The following is a 16,350-nucleotide window of genomic DNA, read 5'->3' on the forward strand; positions in this document are numbered from 1 at the left end:
CTGCGATTAACTAACTGCTACAAGGTGCTGTGTTAATGCGGCTTTTTCATCAGTCGAAAGTGGTTGCTTTGTTTTGCTAGCAAAGTCATAACGTACCATCACCGTTTTACCAATGGCGCAACACTTATCTTGCTGCCATGCTTCTTGGCGGATCACAAATGAACTATTGCCAATCTGCTCTATGCTGGTGTTAATTGTCACCTCATGGGCATAAAATAGTTCGCCAACAAACGACACTTCAACTTTAGCAATGATTAACTTCCAGTTGTGTGGATTTAGATCTGGCGTAAAAAATTTAAAAATAGGTACTCGGGCCGCTTCAAACCATACGGGGAGTACGGTATTGTTAATGTGTCCGAGTGCATCCGTTTCGCTAAAACGCGGCATCACTTTTTCAGTAAACATAATAATCCAATAATAATTAAACAGGTAACTCATGACGGACTTTATCCGCGTGTATGACAACGCGCTCAGTAATGAATTTTGCGATAACTTTATCACTACCTTTTCTCAAAGCCCGCATATTAAACAAGGGATGACATCGGGCGGTGTTGATCTTAATAAAAAAGATAGCCACGACTTATACCTAAACAATCATCCTGAATACGCAGAACAATTAAAACATATTCAACAAACCACTGCACAGTATGTTTTCAACTACATTGAAGAACATATTTTTATGATGATTGGGGCATTTGGTTTAAAGGTATACCACCCAAAAACAGGACAACCGGTTGATTTAACTCACGCCAACTATGACGAGGTAGGTAAACCACAACTCCCCTTATTGGTGCAGCAAATTTTTAGACTCGGTAATATTCAAGCGCAAAAATACGAAGTAAATAAAGGCGGTTATCCGTATTGGCACAGTGAGGTGTATCCGCAGCTACAGCATAATGAAGCACTGCATCGAGTGTTGTTATTTATGTTTTATTTAAATGATGTTGAAGAAGGCGGAGAAACCGAGTTTTATTATCAAAATCGTAAAATAGCCCCTAAAAAGGGCAGTATGGTGGTTGCCCCAGGCTACTTTACGCATACACATAGAGGCAATAAGCCAGTATCAAACGATAAGTATATTTTAACCTCATGGGTTTTGTTTAATCGAGCAGAGCAAATTTATGGAACGCCAAAAAGCTAAGTAATCAGACAATAAAAAAGCCACAAGTTTTTTACTTATGGCTTTTAAAGTGCTAAATGGGTAAGGCTTTAACCTAGTAACTCATCAAATAAATCAAATAACTTATCTAGCTCAGCTGTTGTGTTGTAATGCATACAGCCAATACGCACTACGCCGCCTTTATCAAGTACGCCTAACTGCTTGCATAAGCCTTGTGCATAAAAATTACCATCCCACACACAAATATGCTGTTTACCTAAAAACTCAGACACCTCACGCGGCTCTAGCCCTTCAAAGGTTAAAGCAAACGTTGGCGTACGCTCATTTAAGCGCTCAAGATCATCAATGCCAAATAGCTTGATACGCGGGTAATTAACTAAACGCGTTAAAAAGTATTCACTCAATGCCATTTCATGTTGTTTTGTTTTAGCAAACGCAACACGTAATTTTTCTCGGCGTGAGTGACTGTCATCAAGTTCGCTAATCGCTGCTATGTAATCAACCGTCGCAATAAAGCCTGCAAGTGCCTCAAAACTTTGTGTGCCGGTTTCCCAGCGACCTGGTGCAACATCTTTTGCTGGCTCTACTTTATAAGGTGTAAACCCTTCTAAGTGCTCAGTTTTACCATAAACCATGCCTAAGTGCGGGCCAAAAAACTTATATGCAGAACAAGCTAAAAAGTCGCAATCTAACGCTTGTACATCAATCAGTTCATGTGGCGCATAATGCACCGCATCAACATACACCAACGCACCCACATTATGAGCAAGCTCTACAATACGTTTAATGTCGTTAATAGATCCCGTGGTGTTTGAGGCATACGTAACGGCAACTAATTTAGTATTACTGTTTAATAGGCTTTCAAAATGCGCCATATCTAAACTGCAGTCGGCTTCATTAACCAGTGCAGTATTAACCACAACGCCCTTATCTTCAGCGGCTTGCTGCCAAGACGATACATTTGAAAAATGATCAGCATTGGTCACTATAATTTCATCGCCTGCTTGCCAATTGCGTGAAATTGCTCGGCTAAAGCTAAATGTTAGGCTAGTCATATTAGGGCCAAACACAATATTTTGTGCACTGGGCGCATTTAACAAATCAGCCGCCGCTTGACGCGCATTCGCCATCAGCTCAACCGTTTTGTCACTTGAGAAAAACGCACCGCCCAAGTTTGAATTGTAATGCCCTAGATAAGCGGTCATGGCACTGAGTACCGACTGGGGTACTTGTGAGCCACCTGGCCCATCTAAAAACACCGGTGACTTGCCATCAACCGTTTGCATTAAAGCAGGAAATTGCGCGCGCAATTGCATTAAATTCATTTTATTTCTCTTAAGCAGTTAGTACAAAGCAATCCAGGTAACCTGGTTTGTTAACATCAATTTTGTTCATTGGCGTGGCGTTATGCCATACCTGACGGTCATTAATTAGTGCAAACATGCCGTCTTTTATTTCCATTTTAAAACAAGGTTCTGCTTGTTGGTTTTCATAAACCAATAGCTCACCACCTTCTAAATTTTCATGAGAAACACCACATACACACACATTGTCAAACCCATCTTGATGCACACCTTCTGGAGCTGCTGGCGTATCGCTATCAATGGCAAGCATTCTAAATTGGTGAATTTCAATATCACGCTCTGCATCAATACCGGTAATCGCACAAAATTCGCTAACAATACTTTTCATACCCTCAGACTCAAGCAAGCTTTGCTCTAAGTTTTCGTAAGTACGCTCAACATTACCTTGAAAGGTATTAATTGAATCGTCTTGCACAAACGCTTTGGTCGCTTGAAGATTAAGCTCACCATTTTGTAATTTAACCACTGAATAACGGCGTTTACGAAACGCACCATCTGCATAAGGATTTGCAGGTAAGTTATCAAAAGAAGGCTTAACCAAATCAATATTGGCTTGGTTAATAAAACGAAGTTGCAGTAAATTCTGGTTGTTTAATGCGGTCATAAAATCCTGCTTATAATGATGATAATATTGTCGAGGATTTTAATGCATATAGAGAGGATTTTTTGCTTTATTAATCATATCAATGACGACATTTAACGAAAGTTAATACAATCATGCAACAAATTAAGCATTATCTATCTAATATTTTATTTGAACAATAAAAAACCCGCCAAAGCGGGGTTTTTAAACACACTCTATAAATTATACAGCTTGCTGAATAATTACGTTGTCTGCCTTTTTAGTGTACTGAGGCATACGGTGGAAGTTCAAGTAACGGTAGGTATCTGCTGCCGTTGCATTGATCTTCGCTGCGTATTCTTGGTACTCAGCGGGTGTAGGTAATTTACCTAAAATTGCTGCTACTGCTGCCAGCTCTGCTGATGCTAAGAATACGTTTGCCCCTGTACCTAAACGGTTAGGGAAGTTACGTGTAGAAGTAGACACAACCGTTGCTTTGTCCGCAACACGTGCTTGGTTACCCATACACAGTGAACACCCTGGCGTTTCAATACGTGCACCAACACGACCAAAAATACCGTAGTAACCTTCGTCTGTAAGTTGGTCTTTATCCATTTTCGTTGGTGGAGCAACCCAAAGCTGTGTTGGAATACGCCCTTTAAAGCCATCGAGTAATTTACCTGCAGCACGGAAGTGACCAATATTAGTCATACAAGAACCGATAAATACTTCATCGATTTTCTCGCCCGTCACATCAGAAAGTAGGCGTGCATCATCAGGATCATTTGGCGCACACAGTACTGGCTCTTTAATCTCAGCAAGGTCGATTTCAAGTACGTGTTTGTACTCTGCGTCTTTATCAGCTTCCATCAGTTCTGGGTTTGCTAACCAGTCTTGCATTGCAGTAACACGACGTTCAATCGTACGTACATCGCCGTAACCTTCAGAAATCATCCACTTAAGCATAACAATATTAGACTCAAGGTATTCGCTGATAGACTCTTTAGAAAGCTTAACAGTACAACCTGCAGCTGAACGCTCTGCTGATGCATCGGATAGCTCAAACGCTTGCTCAACCGTTAAGTGCTCAACCCCTTCAATTTCTAGTATGCGACCAGAGAATTCATTGATTTTACCTTTCTTCTCAACCGTTAATAGGCCTTCTTTAATACCGAAATAAGGGATAGCATGTACAAGGTCACGTAAAGTGATACCCGGTTGCATTTCACCTTTAAAACGAACCAAAATTGATTCAGGCATATCTAGTGGCATTACACCCGTTGCAGCTGCGAACGCTACCGCCCCCGAACCTGCTGGGAATGAAATACCTAATGGGAAACGTGTATGTGAATCACCACCCGTACCTACGGTATCTGGTAATAACATACGGTTTAACCATGAGTGAATTACACCATCACCAGGGCGAAGCGATACACCGCCACGATTCATAATAAAATCAGGAAGCGTATGGTGCGTGTTTACATCGATTGGCTTAGGGTAAGCGGATGTATGACAAAAAGACTGCATTGTTAAATCTGCAGAGAAACCTAAACAGGCTAAGTCTTTAAGCTCATCACGCGTCATAGGACCTGTTGTATCTTGCGAGCCAACCGTGGTCATTTTAGGTTCACAGTATTGGCCAGGGCGAATACCGGCAACGTTACATGCTTTACCAACCATTTTTTGCGCAAGCGTAAAGCCTTTGTCTGATACTTCAGTCACTGCTGGTACTTTAAATACGTCAGTTGCGCCTAAACCTAATGATGTACGCGCTTTATCTGTAAGACCACGACCAATGATCAATGGAATACGACCACCAGCACGAACTTCGTCTAAAATTACCTCAGATTTAAGTTCAAATGTAGAGATCACATCATCAGTACCATGACGTTTCACAACACCTTCATAAGGATAGATGTCGATTTGGTCACCCATATTGAATTCATCAACATTTAATTCGATTGGTAACGCACCCGAGTCCTCCATTGTGTTGAAGAAGATAGGCGCAATCTTGTTACCTAAACAGACACCACCCACGCGCTTGTTTGGTACGAATGGGATATCATCCCCCATAAACCAAAGCACAGAGTTTGTTGCAGACTTACGCGAAGAGCCTGTACCAACAACGTCACCTACGTAAGCAAGTGGTAAGCCTTTAGTTTTTAATTCTTCAAGCTGAGTGATTGGACCTACTTCACCGTCTTTGTCAGGGTTAATACCATCACGCTCATTTTTAAGCATGGCTAATGCATGAAGCGGAATATCAGGACGTGACCATGCATCTGGTGCTGGTGATAAATCATCGGTGTTTGTCTCGCCAGTGACTTTAAATACCGTAACAGAGATTTTTTCAGCAACGGCTGGCTTATTGATAAACCATTCTGCAGCAGCCCAAGACTCTATAATTTGCTTGGCGTATGCATTACCTGCTTTTGCTTTTTCTTCTACATCGTAGAACGCATCAAACATTAATAATGTGTTCGAAAGGCCTTTTACTACAATTGGCGCTAACGCTTCGTCATCAAGTAGTTCAACCATTGGCGCAATATTGTAGCCACCGAGCATAGTACCTAGTAACTCAGCTGCTTTTTCTTTAGAAATCAACGGAGAAACAGCTTCACCTTTAGCAACAGCCGCTAAAAATCCTGCTTTAATGTAGGCTGCATCATCAACACCTGGTGGTACGCGGTTGATCAGTAGTTCTAGGATGAACTCTTCTTCACCTGCCGGTGGCGTTTTAATTAGCTCAATAAGATCAGCCGTCTGCTGAGCATCTAATGGCGCTGGTACGATACCTAACGCGGCACGTTCTTCTACGTGTTTTCGATATTCTTGTAGCACAGTATTGCCCTCTTGGTGACGTTAAAGTATTCGGTGGTGTTTACTAAACACACCATAACCCAATACTTATAGTATTCTATCTGCCGATTATAAAGCTTTTATGCATAGATTAAAATCCATCCACTTAGGCAGCTAGTTATACCGACTATTAATAATATGAATAGTGATTTTCATAAAGTAAACTTTCATGAATACTTATTAACAGCCATAAAAAAACCCAGCCTAAGCTGGGTTGTTTGTAAAGTAGTAGTACTATTTACGTTTAACTTTTACGCGTTCAACGGTTGATATATGCGCTTCAACGCGGCGGTTTTCTGCATGCGCTTCTGCCGTATTCGCTTTATTTACAAGACGCTCCTCACCATAACCTATCGTACTGATACGCTCTCTTGAAATACCATCTTTTACTAACTCATCGGCAACATCGTCTGCACGCTTTTGAGAAAGCTTTTTATTGTAGCCAGCATCACCCACTGCTGAAGCATGACCCTCAAGTAATACAGTTGTATCTGTATACTCTTTCATGAATTTTGATACTGCAGCTATATCATCAAAATATCTTTGTTTAACAATGGCTGAGTCATGTGGGAAAGTGACTAATAGCTTAGTAGTTACTTTAGACTCTTCGTATAAAGTACACCCGTCACTACCTACTGCATCTGTTACTGGTGTATTGGCGCATTTGTCATTAGCATCAATCACGCCGTCGTTGTCACTATCTAAAGGAGCAACTACTGCAGCTTCAACTACAGGCTCAGGAGCAGGCTCAACTGGTGCTACTGGCGCCGATTTTTGACCAAAGAAGTAGTTTATACCTAATTTAGCGCCAACATCTGTGTAGCCTTTGTCTAAACCTTGGTAAACACTGGTTTCAGCATTAACAAAGAAGTTGTCTGTAACAAAGTGTCGGTAACCTACACCTGCGTTTACAAACGTGTTGTCATCAACAACATCAATATCTTTCAGACCAAATAAACCGTAGAAAGGACCGCCACCAAAGTGGTAAAGTGCATCGATACCGTAACGTTCGCCGTCAATATCGTTGCGGTTGTTCAATACTTTGTCGTGAGCATTAAAGTCTAGGTCTGCGTACTCTAAACGCGCACTCCAGTAATCATTAAAGCGGTAGCCTAATTCAGCACCCCAGCCTGTTGACTCATTAACGTCAAGGCCAGCTTGCTCACGCATGTTTTTCCACGAAGCATCGTAATAATCGCCGAATGCACCGATGTAAAAGCCTTCTTGCTCGGCTGCGAAAGTAGATGCGCTAGTTGCAGCTAACGCAATAGCCATTGTAAGTGATTTTAATTTCATTGTTTTCTTCCCATTTTAACAACTAAAAATATAGCTAAGCATTGCTAGCTCTTCTAACTTACTTATATAGTAACTGAGTCTTTGTTAATCAATGCTTAACGCAAATATATTTTTTCAATATCTAGGATAATAAAACTAGCTCATAAAAAATGTCGATGAACACAGGCTAGCTCAAAAAGCAAACAATCGCTTTAAACCCCACACGATCACTGGCCTTTATGGAGTTATGGTATCACTCGTTCATAGTTTACTCTATGAATGAACATTGCAGGAGTAAAAAATGACCTTTTATATTCATTTTAAGATGCAACAAACAATACTTAAGTACCACAAAAAGTACGATAATTCTTATCATCTTCAGGCGGCTGTTGAAACTCCGTAGCTTGCATATTGCTTGTGTAAGGGCTCACCATCACTTTGCTAAAACGACTGAGTAGCTCACTATCCCCATGCGTAGTGTACTGAGTAATAATATCTTCAATAATATGATTACGGGGAATCACACTTGGATTTGCCTGTCGCATTATATTATAACTATGCTCGTTAGTTCGTGTTTGCCATTGCTGTGCCCACGATACGAGTGCTGATGGTATTTGCGCTTGTCCAGTTAACGATTCAGTTAACGCATTAAAAGTATTGGTATAATCAAGCTGGTGTTGTTTTAATAACCCTAGTAACTCTCCCACCAACTTATTATCTTTATCATCCGCGACTGTTAACCCTAACTTTTGCGCCCACATAGCGCTAAATTGTTGGTTAAATTGCGTTGAAAAGCCCTCAATTAAAGGCGTCATCAATGCCACCGCTTGCTCGTCATCATCACTGATCAGCGCCATTAGACTCTCTGCTAAGCGGGCACAGTTCCAACTTGCTATGTTTGGCTGATTACCAAACGCATAACGCCCTTGTTTATCAATAGAGCTAAACACGGTATCAAAATCAAACTGGTTCATCATGGCACATGGGCCGTAATCTATGGTTTCACCACTAATTAAGGTGTTATCGGTGTTCATAACACCATGAATAAACCCCACCCTCATCCAACTTACGACTAATTTGACTTGGTTGGCGATCACTGCAGCTAAAAAATCTAAATAACGCTGAGCACCAGTGCTGTTAATCTCGGGATAGTGTCTTTGAATGGCTAAGTCGGCTAAGTTTTTTAGGCTAGTAACGTCACCTTGAGTGGCTAAATATTGAAACGAGCCCACCCGTATATGACTGCTGGCGAGTCGGGTTACAATAGCACCTGGTTGAGGTGGGTTGCGATAAACGGTTTCGCCACTGCCAACCACGGCTAAACAACGCGTTGTTGGAATGCCAAGCGCGTGCATAGCTTCGCTCATTACGTACTCACGAATAGCTGGACCTAATGCACAGCGGCCATCTCCACCACGCGAGAATGGCGTAGCACCAGCGCCTTTTAATTGAAGATCCCAAAGCTGATTTTTATCATCGCTAATCGCACCGAGCAAATGCGCCCTACCATCCCCTAGTCGCGGTGAAAAGTGACCAAACTGATGACCAGAATATCCCAGTGCCACTGCAGAAATCGCTTGGGGTTCATTACCGCTGAATATATTTGCTCGTGAATCGGCACTCACCTGTATATTAAATTGCTTAGCTAGGGGCTCATTCCATAACAATAACTGTGGCGCTGCCACTTTAGCCGGATGATCGCTAATAGCAAAGCCGTCACCAATATTGGTATACCTTGGCACTAATTTCATGATTAATCCTATTGTTGTTGGCTTATTCCTACTCGGTTGTCGCCGACACCATAAGCGACAATTAAGCTTAGCTCTTGCATACTTAAACCGCTTTGCTGCTGCAGTTCATTAAAAAAAGCTTGCGCGGCATTTAATGATTTTTTGGTTTGTAAGCCGCCATCTATAATTTTGTGCGCACGTAAATAGCTCTCTACGTCTCGGGATAATAAAAAGGTGTCTTTCCCTAATGCACGCAGTGCATAAGGACCAGTATTACCACCCAGCCTTGCACCATGTTTTTTTAAATACGCCCACAAACCAATAATATCTTCACTTGGCCAGTTAGCAATAAACTGACTAAAACTGCCGTGCTGCTCTGCAACTTCATGGATCATATACGCATTATCAGTAATGGTTTTTACTTTTTTATAATTGCGCACAATTCGTTCGTCACTGGCTTTTTGTTCTAACATGTCTGGTGGCATCATCAATAGCTTTTCAACACTAAAGTCCCAAAAAACCTCTCTAAATCCGGCCCACTTACTGTTGATCACCGACCAATAAAAGCCACTTTGAAAAACCTTCCGAGTAAATTCTTCTAGCCAATCATCATCACTTAATGTGACGAGTTGCTTTGTTGATAAAGGTTTTGCGAGTAACAATTTAAGCATTTTTTCAGAGCCCTTTCGCTCCACTGCACGCTTATAAATATCACTAAATTTTTCCATCTACTTAATACCTTACTTCGACCATGAAACTAGTTTACGAGAAAAGCAGCCAATACGTAACCGTTGCTATTATCGATGAACTATTCTGTATTTAGTCACTTGACACCTAGACGGCTAAAGTGGTTTAATCGCCACACTTACCCTATTACATTGTATTTGCTAATTGATTTTTCAATAGCAAATGCAAAGGGCTGGAAGAGGTGCGTTATTCAGGTAGCGTATGTTAGGAGCGCAAACTCCATTGAGCATACGTGAGGGGAATTAACGCCGAGAGGTAACACTTTTTTGTGAAAGATTACTTCGGGCGACTAGGTTGAATCCTAGCGACTGTCACCAATAACATATTTGGTGGAGAGCTTCTGGTCTTAGTATAATAAGGCCGTGCGCCCTATTATTTAAGCCCATTCGCTCTTCGAATTATAAATACATTCAAAGAGTCAGGCACCCTAAATACCCGCCAATAACTCGACGAATGCCCTATAAGTTCGTGAGAGATGATCAACAACTTCAATATTAACAATTTCCATTTATGGACTGCGCTGATCACCCCATTTGATCAAAATGGCCTAGTTGATTACGCAACCTTAGACACCTTGGTGGCCGAACAAGAAGCCGCTAACAACGGCATTTTATTACTTGGTAGCACTGGCGAAGGGTTAGCCCTGACCCTAAAAGAGCAGCAAGCCATCGTAGAGCATGTTTGCCAATTACAGCCGAGCGTCCCGCTTATGGTCGCAGTCGGTGGTAGTAACTTAAAGCAGCAGCTTGAATGGGTTAACTACTGCAACCAACTGCCTATTCATGGTTTTTTACTTGGCTCGCCTTTGTACGCCAAACCCGGTGCAGTGGGGCAAACGCATTGGTTTGAAAGCCTGCTCAATGCCAGTTCTCATCCTTGTATGCTTTATAACGTACCAGGACGTAGTGCGGTTAGCATTCCCATTGCAACCATTGAAAACCTCAAACAACATAAAAATTTATGGGCACTCAAAGAAGCCAGTGGCTGTATTTCTCAATTTGAAGCCTATCGACAAGCAGCGCCTGAACTAGCCATTTTTAGTGGTGACGATGCCCTCATGCCTTATTTTGCCCAAGCAGGTGCAAAAGGTTTAGTGTCGGTTGCAGCCAATGCATGGCCAGTGCAAACCCATGAGTTTGTAAAGCGCAGTTTAAGCGGCCAACACCCTAATCTTTTTGTTCAGTGGTCTAGCGCTATCAATAGCTTATTTTCAGTAGCAAACCCTATTCCAGTCAAAGTGTTAATGCATTTACAAGGGCGTATTAGCAGTCCGCATTTACGTCCACCTTTAACACACCTTGAGCTGACACACACAGATGACATTTCATCGGCAAACAACACCATTTTATCTTGGCATTAAATACAGGTTTTTATAATGAGCTGGTTAGAACTATTAAATAATTTAGAAACGGGCGCAGTTCGCGCAGCAACACAAGACGAAAACGGCCAATGGCACGCTAACGTAGAAGTAAAGCAAGGCATTTTAGAGGCATTTAAAAACGGCACTAACATGGAGTTTCCTGGTGGCTTTGTAGATAAACATAATCTAGCGCCGCAATGCTTTGAAGCCACAGCAGGCGTTCGCATGGTGCCAGGTGGTTCAAGTGTGCGTCGTGGTGCACATGTTGCCAAAGGCACTATTATTATGCCACCTGCGTACGTAAACATTGGCGCCTTTATTGACGAGGGGACTATGGTAGATAGCCACGCATTGGTTGGCTCATGTGCGCAAGTGGGTAAAAATGTTCATTTGAGCGCCGCGGTACAATTAGGCGGGGTACTTGAGCCCATTGGCGCAAGCCCTGTGGTCATAGAAGACGATGCATTCATTGGTGCAGGCTGTGTGATTGTTGAAGGCGTGGTAGTTAAAAAAGGCGCGGTACTTGCCCCAGGTGTTCGCTTATCTGCAACCATCCCTGTTTATGACTGCGTTAATGAGCGTCAGCTCGATAAAGGCGAAGCAATCCCTGAATACGCGATTGTGATCCCGGGCTCTCGCCCTGCGTCAAACGACTGGGCCCGTGCTCAAGGCTTGAGTATGTCGTGTGCCTTAATTGTTAAATACAGGGACGAGCAAAGTGACGCGTCATTATTGCTTGAAGAGGTTTTACGTTAATGACCTTTTTGAGCACGCCCGTTAAAAGCGCTATTGATAAGCTAGCAAGCCAACTTGATACGCCCTTTTTTGTTTATGATCTTGATTCATTGAACACACATTTAACGCGTTTAGTAGCACAAACCGAGGTAAAACTTTGGTATGCGGTTAAAGCGAACCCGTTATCTAGCGTGATCCAACGCTTAGATAGCGCTGGTTTTAACTTTGATGTCGCCAGTAAAGGCGAGCTTGAGCAAGTACTTGCCCAAGGAATTAACAGCGAGCGCGTGCTCAACACGGGCCCTGCTAAAAGCCCAAAACAAATTAAACATTTTATTGCACGTGGCGTACGCACCTTTGTGGCAGAAAGTCTTAATCAGGTGCGTTGGTTAAACGAACAAGCGACTGCCCAGCAATGTCAGTTACAGGTTTTGCTGCGTGTTCAATTACGCTGGCCCGAGGGTGATAAAAACCCACTAGGTGGCGACAGCCTTACCCCATTTGGGCTTGGCTGCGATGAATGGCAATCGCTAAATACTAAAGACTACACAGCATTGAGCTTTGATGGCCTACATATTTTTCAGTGGGGTAACATGCTCAGCAGCGACAAACTTGCAGATCTGTGGTCGCAAATGATTGCACCACTTACAGTCCTTGCTAATAACTTAAATATAAACCTGAATATTTTAGATTTAGGTGGCGGTTTAGGTATTCCTTACACCCTTAATGACCCGACTTTGAGCTGGGATACATTAATAGCAGCCCTTGCAAAGATTAAACGCGATGCGGGTGTTAAAGAGCTGTGGATGGAACTAGGTCGCTATGCTGTAGGCAAATGCGGCCACTACGCCACACCGGTGGTTGAGCGCAAATTAAACTACGGCCAACAGCAGGTTATTATGAGCGGCGGTATTAATCACTTATTGCGCCCTGCGGTTACTAATCAAGACTTTCCTGCGCGTTTATTACGTGATTCAAACGCAGCAAACCAAGCAATGAGCCTATATGGGCCATTATGTACCGCGCTGGATTGCTTAGGGGAGCACCAATTACCGGGCGATTTAGATGAACACGACTGGCTGGTGTTTAGTCAATGCGGTGCTTATGGCTTTACCGAAAGCATGCCATATTTTTTGTGCCATGAACTGGCCGGTGAATATGTTATACACCATGGCGAAATCAACTGTATTCGCCAAGCAGAAGATGCAAGCCACTACCTGAGGTAATAAAGATGAATAACACCACAGCTATAAGCCAGGAAAATATTGTAGTTGGTGAAGTGGCAAATGGCCTACCACTGACCATTCCTGTCTATCGTTTAAAGGGCGATGGCACAGGCCCAAGTGTGTATATACAGGCTAATATGCATGGCGCCGAAGTACAAGGTAACGCGGTTATTTATCAGCTACTTGAACAGCTAAAAAACCTTAGTTTAAAAGGTGATATTACCTTAGTCCCCTACGCTAACCCCATTGGCTGTAATCAAAAATCGGGCGAATTTACGCTTGGCCGATTCGATCCTATTACGGGGACTAATTGGAATCGTATGTATCACTGTAATAATCAACTTGCATCACAGTTTGCACAGCAATACTGCGACGCTGACGATACAGCTCTAAAAACAGCGTTTAAAACCGCGTTAATTAATGATGTTGAGCAGCAACTTAATGGCCCAGACTATCGTTTAACAACGGGTAAACGCATAGCGCTAAACTTACAAAGACTAGCGCATCAAGCTGATATTGTTTTAGATTTACACACTGGCCCTATTTCTAGTCAGCACTTATATTGTCCTGAATATGCCTCAGAAAGTGCCAGTTACTTTAATATTCCCCATGTGCTAGTGATCCCTAATGACTTTGATGGCGCAATGGATGAAGCGAGCTTTTGTCCATGGTGGCAACTTAGCGAGCAACTTGCTCAGCAAAGGCGTGAATTTAACGTACAAGTTGAAGCCTTTACGGTAGAGCTGGGAAGCCAAGAAAAAATAGATTTAAGCGCGGCGTTTGATGATGCTCAAAGTATTTTAAGTTATTTAAATCATAAGCAAGTATTTGTTGATGCGCCCTACAAGCCAAAAGTGATGACAAGGTATGGCTGCCAACTAAATGATTATATTGCTTACTATGCACCTATGGGTGGCATGGTTGAATACTTAGCCCCCCTTGGTGGGCACATTAAAGCGGGCGAACCTATAGCTAAAATACTGCGAATGGAGCGCTATTTAAGCGAACAACCGCTGCAAACTCTAAGCTTCGATCTCGATGCGATTGCGATATTGCATTTTGCCTCAGCGAGTGTGAACCAAGGCACTGAACTTTATAAGTTTTTTACAAACGTTTTTGAGCTCTAGCTCACCCCTTCTCATTGCGTGAGAGTCTAACTAGCGAGCTATTAGCTAGTTATCCAGTAAAAGCGACTTAGGTCGCTTTTCTTTTTGCTTTATTAAAGTTCAGGACAAGTTCACCGCATACGTGTTAAAAATGCGTTATAATCACTACAAATCTGTTACTTCCCTCACTTACAAAGGAATTATAATGAGTTGGCGCCACTGGATACTACTCTCAACATTACTAAGTACTGCTGTTATTGCTGAAGAAACAGCAAAAAACGAGCAAAACAATGAACTTGAGCTGGTTAAACAATGTATATTAAATGAAGTGATAGGTGGAGACGGTAAGCAAACCCTCGATCAATTGCGCGAAAAATGCTCTGCAGTTGAAGAAAGCAAGCAGCTAACAGCTATCGATAAACGCCAAGCCCGTGAAGCGGTTGGCAAAAAGAATCGTAATGTAATTACGCCGCATAAACGTAATTATATTTTACCGGTTTCATATATGTCGAACCCAAACACTCGCCCGTTTGATGGATTTGCAGAATTAACCGATAAAAAAGATGGCGACCCTCTCGATAACCTAGAAGCTAAATATCAGTTATCAATTAAAGTACCTTTGTATGATGAGTTTGCCGACCCAGACCAAGCTATATTTTTTGGCTTTACTCTGCAGTCATACTGGCAAGTATACAACGACGATATTTCTTCTCCCTTTCGAGAAACTAATTACGAGCCAGAAATTTTCTGGATTAATTACTTAGACCCTGAAAACGTTTTATGGGGCGATGAAATGGCAATAGCCATTGGTATTTCGCACCAATCTAATGGCCGAAGTCAGCCAAACTCGCGTTCTTGGAACCGTATTTATGCCGATTTCATTTGGGAAAATGACGGCTTTGTATTCAGCTTTAAGCCTTGGTACCGCATTCCTGAAAACAAAAAGCCTGCGCCGTTAGATGCACGAGGTGACGATAACCCTGATATCTATAAATACATGGGTTACTTTGAATTTGGTGGCGCGTATCGCTTTCACGATCATGAATTTAGTTTTATGACTCGTAATAATTTAAATTCAGATAACCGCGGGGCAATTCAGCTTGATTGGTCATTCCCTCTATGGGGAAGAGTACGCGGCTATGCGCAGTATTTTAATGGCTATGGTGAGAGTTTAATAGACTATAACGCCGATATTGAACGCTTTGGTGTGGGTATATTACTGACTGATTTACTGTAATAACCGCTAATAAAAAAGCCAAGCAACTCGCTTGGCTTTTTCGTTTATTCTTATTACTTTTTAACCACAAACTGCCCTTCAAACTGAGCAACTACTTGATCACCATCAAAAATGGTTACTGGCACTAAATAGCTCGCCTTACCCGCCTCTTGTAACTCTATTAAGTTACCTTTACAGGTTTGAATATCAACACAGCCTTTAGGGTCGGTATTCAGTGGTTTTAAATATTTAATATTAGCATCGGCTAACACTATATTACCCTCAAGTCCGGCTTCTTTTAATGCTAAGTACGTTGCTCCCCAACCCGTTAGTGTAGCTAGGCTGTAAATAGAGCCTGCAAACATGGTGTTGTGTAAGTTTAAGTTAGCATTTAAATCTGCACGAGTAGTAAATTGCCAATCAGTGTAGCTTTCTACTTTTATCCCCATTGCATCACTAATAGGGATTGATTCACGCCATGTATTTTGCAGTACTTGAGTCCAATTAGGGTGACGAAACCAACCTGGCTCACTCGGCTTGAGCTTAACCATTTTATAATGTTGAACATCACCATAGGCTAAATGCGCTTTTTCTTTATTTTCGTAGCCATGGCGCTGATAAAATTCCAGAGCACGTTCGCGAGCAAACAGCACTAATTCATCAGCATCTTGATTCCACGCTATTTTTTCTAGCTCATGTAATAAGCGACTGCCAATATGTTGATTACGGTTACCCTCTGCAACCGCCATATAACGTACTTGAGCTTGTTGCTGATTATTAAAGTGCAAACGCGCCACACCCAGTACTTCACCTGCTTTATTTTTAATAAAGCGGTGTTCAGCTTCTTGCTCTAAATCGTCTTGCTCAGAACCACGAGGTTCGCCCCATGGTGCACGTAAAACTTGCCAGCGTAATTGGTAATAGGCTTGCCAGTCTTCACTACTTTGAGGGGTGCTCACTTGAAACATACAGACTCCATAAATTAAAAATGTAAAAATATTACGCTGTGCATTTTGTGAAAAACACCATACTCGATCTGGGTAAAACTGC

14 protein-coding genes and 1 riboswitch are annotated in these 16,350 nt (G+C 42.2%); of the genes, 6 read left to right on the forward strand and 8 right to left on the reverse strand.

From position 1 onward, the window contains the following. Positions 1 to 6: 6 nt before the first annotated feature. Positions 7 to 405 carry a thioesterase family protein gene (locus MTN97_RS09530; RefSeq protein WP_076922688.1) on the reverse strand — a complete coding sequence of 133 codons (399 nt, stop codon included), beginning with the start codon at positions 403 to 405 and terminating at the stop codon, positions 7 to 9. A gap of 31 nt (positions 406 to 436) precedes the next feature. On the opposite strand from MTN97_RS09530, the gene MTN97_RS09535 reads away from it, so the two are divergent. Beyond that, a complete protein-coding gene (locus MTN97_RS09535; RefSeq protein ID WP_036980972.1) occupies positions 437 to 1,141 on the forward strand; it encodes a 2OG-Fe(II) oxygenase in 705 nt (234 codons plus the stop codon). Positions 1,142 to 1,209: 68 nt separating this feature from the next. Here the strand turns inward: MTN97_RS09535 and MTN97_RS09540 are convergent, their stop codons facing one another. From MTN97_RS09540 to MTN97_RS09565, 6 genes are all read right to left on the reverse strand, one after another. After that, entirely contained in the window at positions 1,210 to 2,445 is a 1,236-nt protein-coding gene (locus MTN97_RS09540; RefSeq protein WP_248474269.1) for a cysteine desulfurase-like protein, read from the reverse strand. A 10-nt stretch (positions 2,446 to 2,455) separates the two neighbouring features. Beyond that, on the reverse strand, positions 2,456 to 3,088 hold the full coding sequence (locus tag MTN97_RS09545; RefSeq protein ID WP_248474270.1) for a 2OG-Fe dioxygenase family protein: 633 nt from the start codon (positions 3,086 to 3,088) through the stop codon (positions 2,456 to 2,458). A 201-nt stretch (positions 3,089 to 3,289) separates the two neighbouring features. Further along, on the reverse strand, positions 3,290 to 5,887 hold the full coding sequence (gene acnB / locus MTN97_RS09550; protein ID WP_028835937.1) for a bifunctional aconitate hydratase 2/2-methylisocitrate dehydratase: 2,598 nt from the start codon (positions 5,885 to 5,887) through the stop codon (positions 3,290 to 3,292). 252 nt (positions 5,888 to 6,139) lie between these two features. Continuing rightward, positions 6,140 to 7,201, reverse strand: a complete 1,062-nt coding sequence (locus MTN97_RS09555) for an OmpA family protein (RefSeq protein WP_248474271.1) — start codon at positions 7,199 to 7,201, stop codon at positions 6,140 to 6,142. Between the two features lie 320 nt (positions 7,202 to 7,521). After that, positions 7,522 to 8,931 (reverse strand): YdiU family protein, encoded by a 1,410-nt coding sequence (locus MTN97_RS09560; protein ID WP_248474272.1) that lies wholly within the window; start codon positions 8,929 to 8,931, stop codon positions 7,522 to 7,524. 8 nt (positions 8,932 to 8,939) lie between these two features. Beyond that, on the reverse strand, positions 8,940 to 9,638 hold the full coding sequence (locus MTN97_RS09565; protein WP_248474273.1) for a DNA-3-methyladenine glycosylase I: 699 nt from the start codon (positions 9,636 to 9,638) through the stop codon (positions 8,940 to 8,942). 187 nt (positions 9,639 to 9,825) lie between these two features. Further along, a riboswitch (Lysine riboswitch) is annotated at positions 9,826 to 10,005 on the forward strand. Positions 10,006 to 10,132: 127 nt separating this feature from the next. Here MTN97_RS09565 and dapA point away from each other — a divergent pair. The 5 genes from dapA (at position 10,133) to MTN97_RS09590 (ending at position 15,321) form a co-directional block, all read left to right on the forward strand. Then, a complete protein-coding gene (gene dapA / locus MTN97_RS09570; RefSeq protein WP_010392038.1) occupies positions 10,133 to 11,017 on the forward strand; it encodes a 4-hydroxy-tetrahydrodipicolinate synthase in 885 nt (294 codons plus the stop codon). A 15-nt stretch (positions 11,018 to 11,032) separates the two neighbouring features. Next, positions 11,033 to 11,773: a 2,3,4,5-tetrahydropyridine-2,6-dicarboxylate N-succinyltransferase gene (locus MTN97_RS09575; RefSeq protein ID WP_109875684.1), complete on the forward strand. Its 741-nt coding sequence runs from the start codon at positions 11,033 to 11,035 to the stop codon at positions 11,771 to 11,773. Continuing rightward, positions 11,773 to 12,978 (forward strand): PLP-dependent decarboxylase, encoded by a 1,206-nt coding sequence (locus MTN97_RS09580; protein ID WP_248474274.1) that lies wholly within the window; start codon positions 11,773 to 11,775, stop codon positions 12,976 to 12,978. The genes MTN97_RS09575 and MTN97_RS09580 overlap by 1 nt, the downstream gene beginning before the upstream one ends. A gap of 5 nt (positions 12,979 to 12,983) precedes the next feature. Next, positions 12,984 to 14,105, forward strand: coding sequence for a succinylglutamate desuccinylase/aspartoacylase family protein (locus tag MTN97_RS09585; RefSeq protein ID WP_248474275.1), 1,122 nt, complete (start codon positions 12,984 to 12,986; stop codon positions 14,103 to 14,105). 184 nt (positions 14,106 to 14,289) lie between these two features. Then, positions 14,290 to 15,321, forward strand: a complete 1,032-nt coding sequence (locus MTN97_RS09590; protein ID WP_076922681.1) for a phospholipase A — start codon at positions 14,290 to 14,292, stop codon at positions 15,319 to 15,321. A gap of 53 nt (positions 15,322 to 15,374) precedes the next feature. Here MTN97_RS09590 and MTN97_RS09595 read toward each other — a convergent pair whose 3' ends face one another. Further along, positions 15,375 to 16,268, reverse strand: coding sequence for a bifunctional GNAT family N-acetyltransferase/hotdog fold thioesterase (locus tag MTN97_RS09595; RefSeq protein ID WP_010392028.1), 894 nt, complete (start codon positions 16,266 to 16,268; stop codon positions 15,375 to 15,377). Between the last annotated feature and the right edge of the window lie 82 nt (positions 16,269 to 16,350).

The sequence above is a fragment of the Pseudoalteromonas sp. 2CM36K genome, assembly GCF_023161865.1.
In the GTDB taxonomy this organism is placed as follows: Bacteria; Pseudomonadota; Gammaproteobacteria; order Enterobacterales; family Alteromonadaceae; genus Pseudoalteromonas; species Pseudoalteromonas tetraodonis.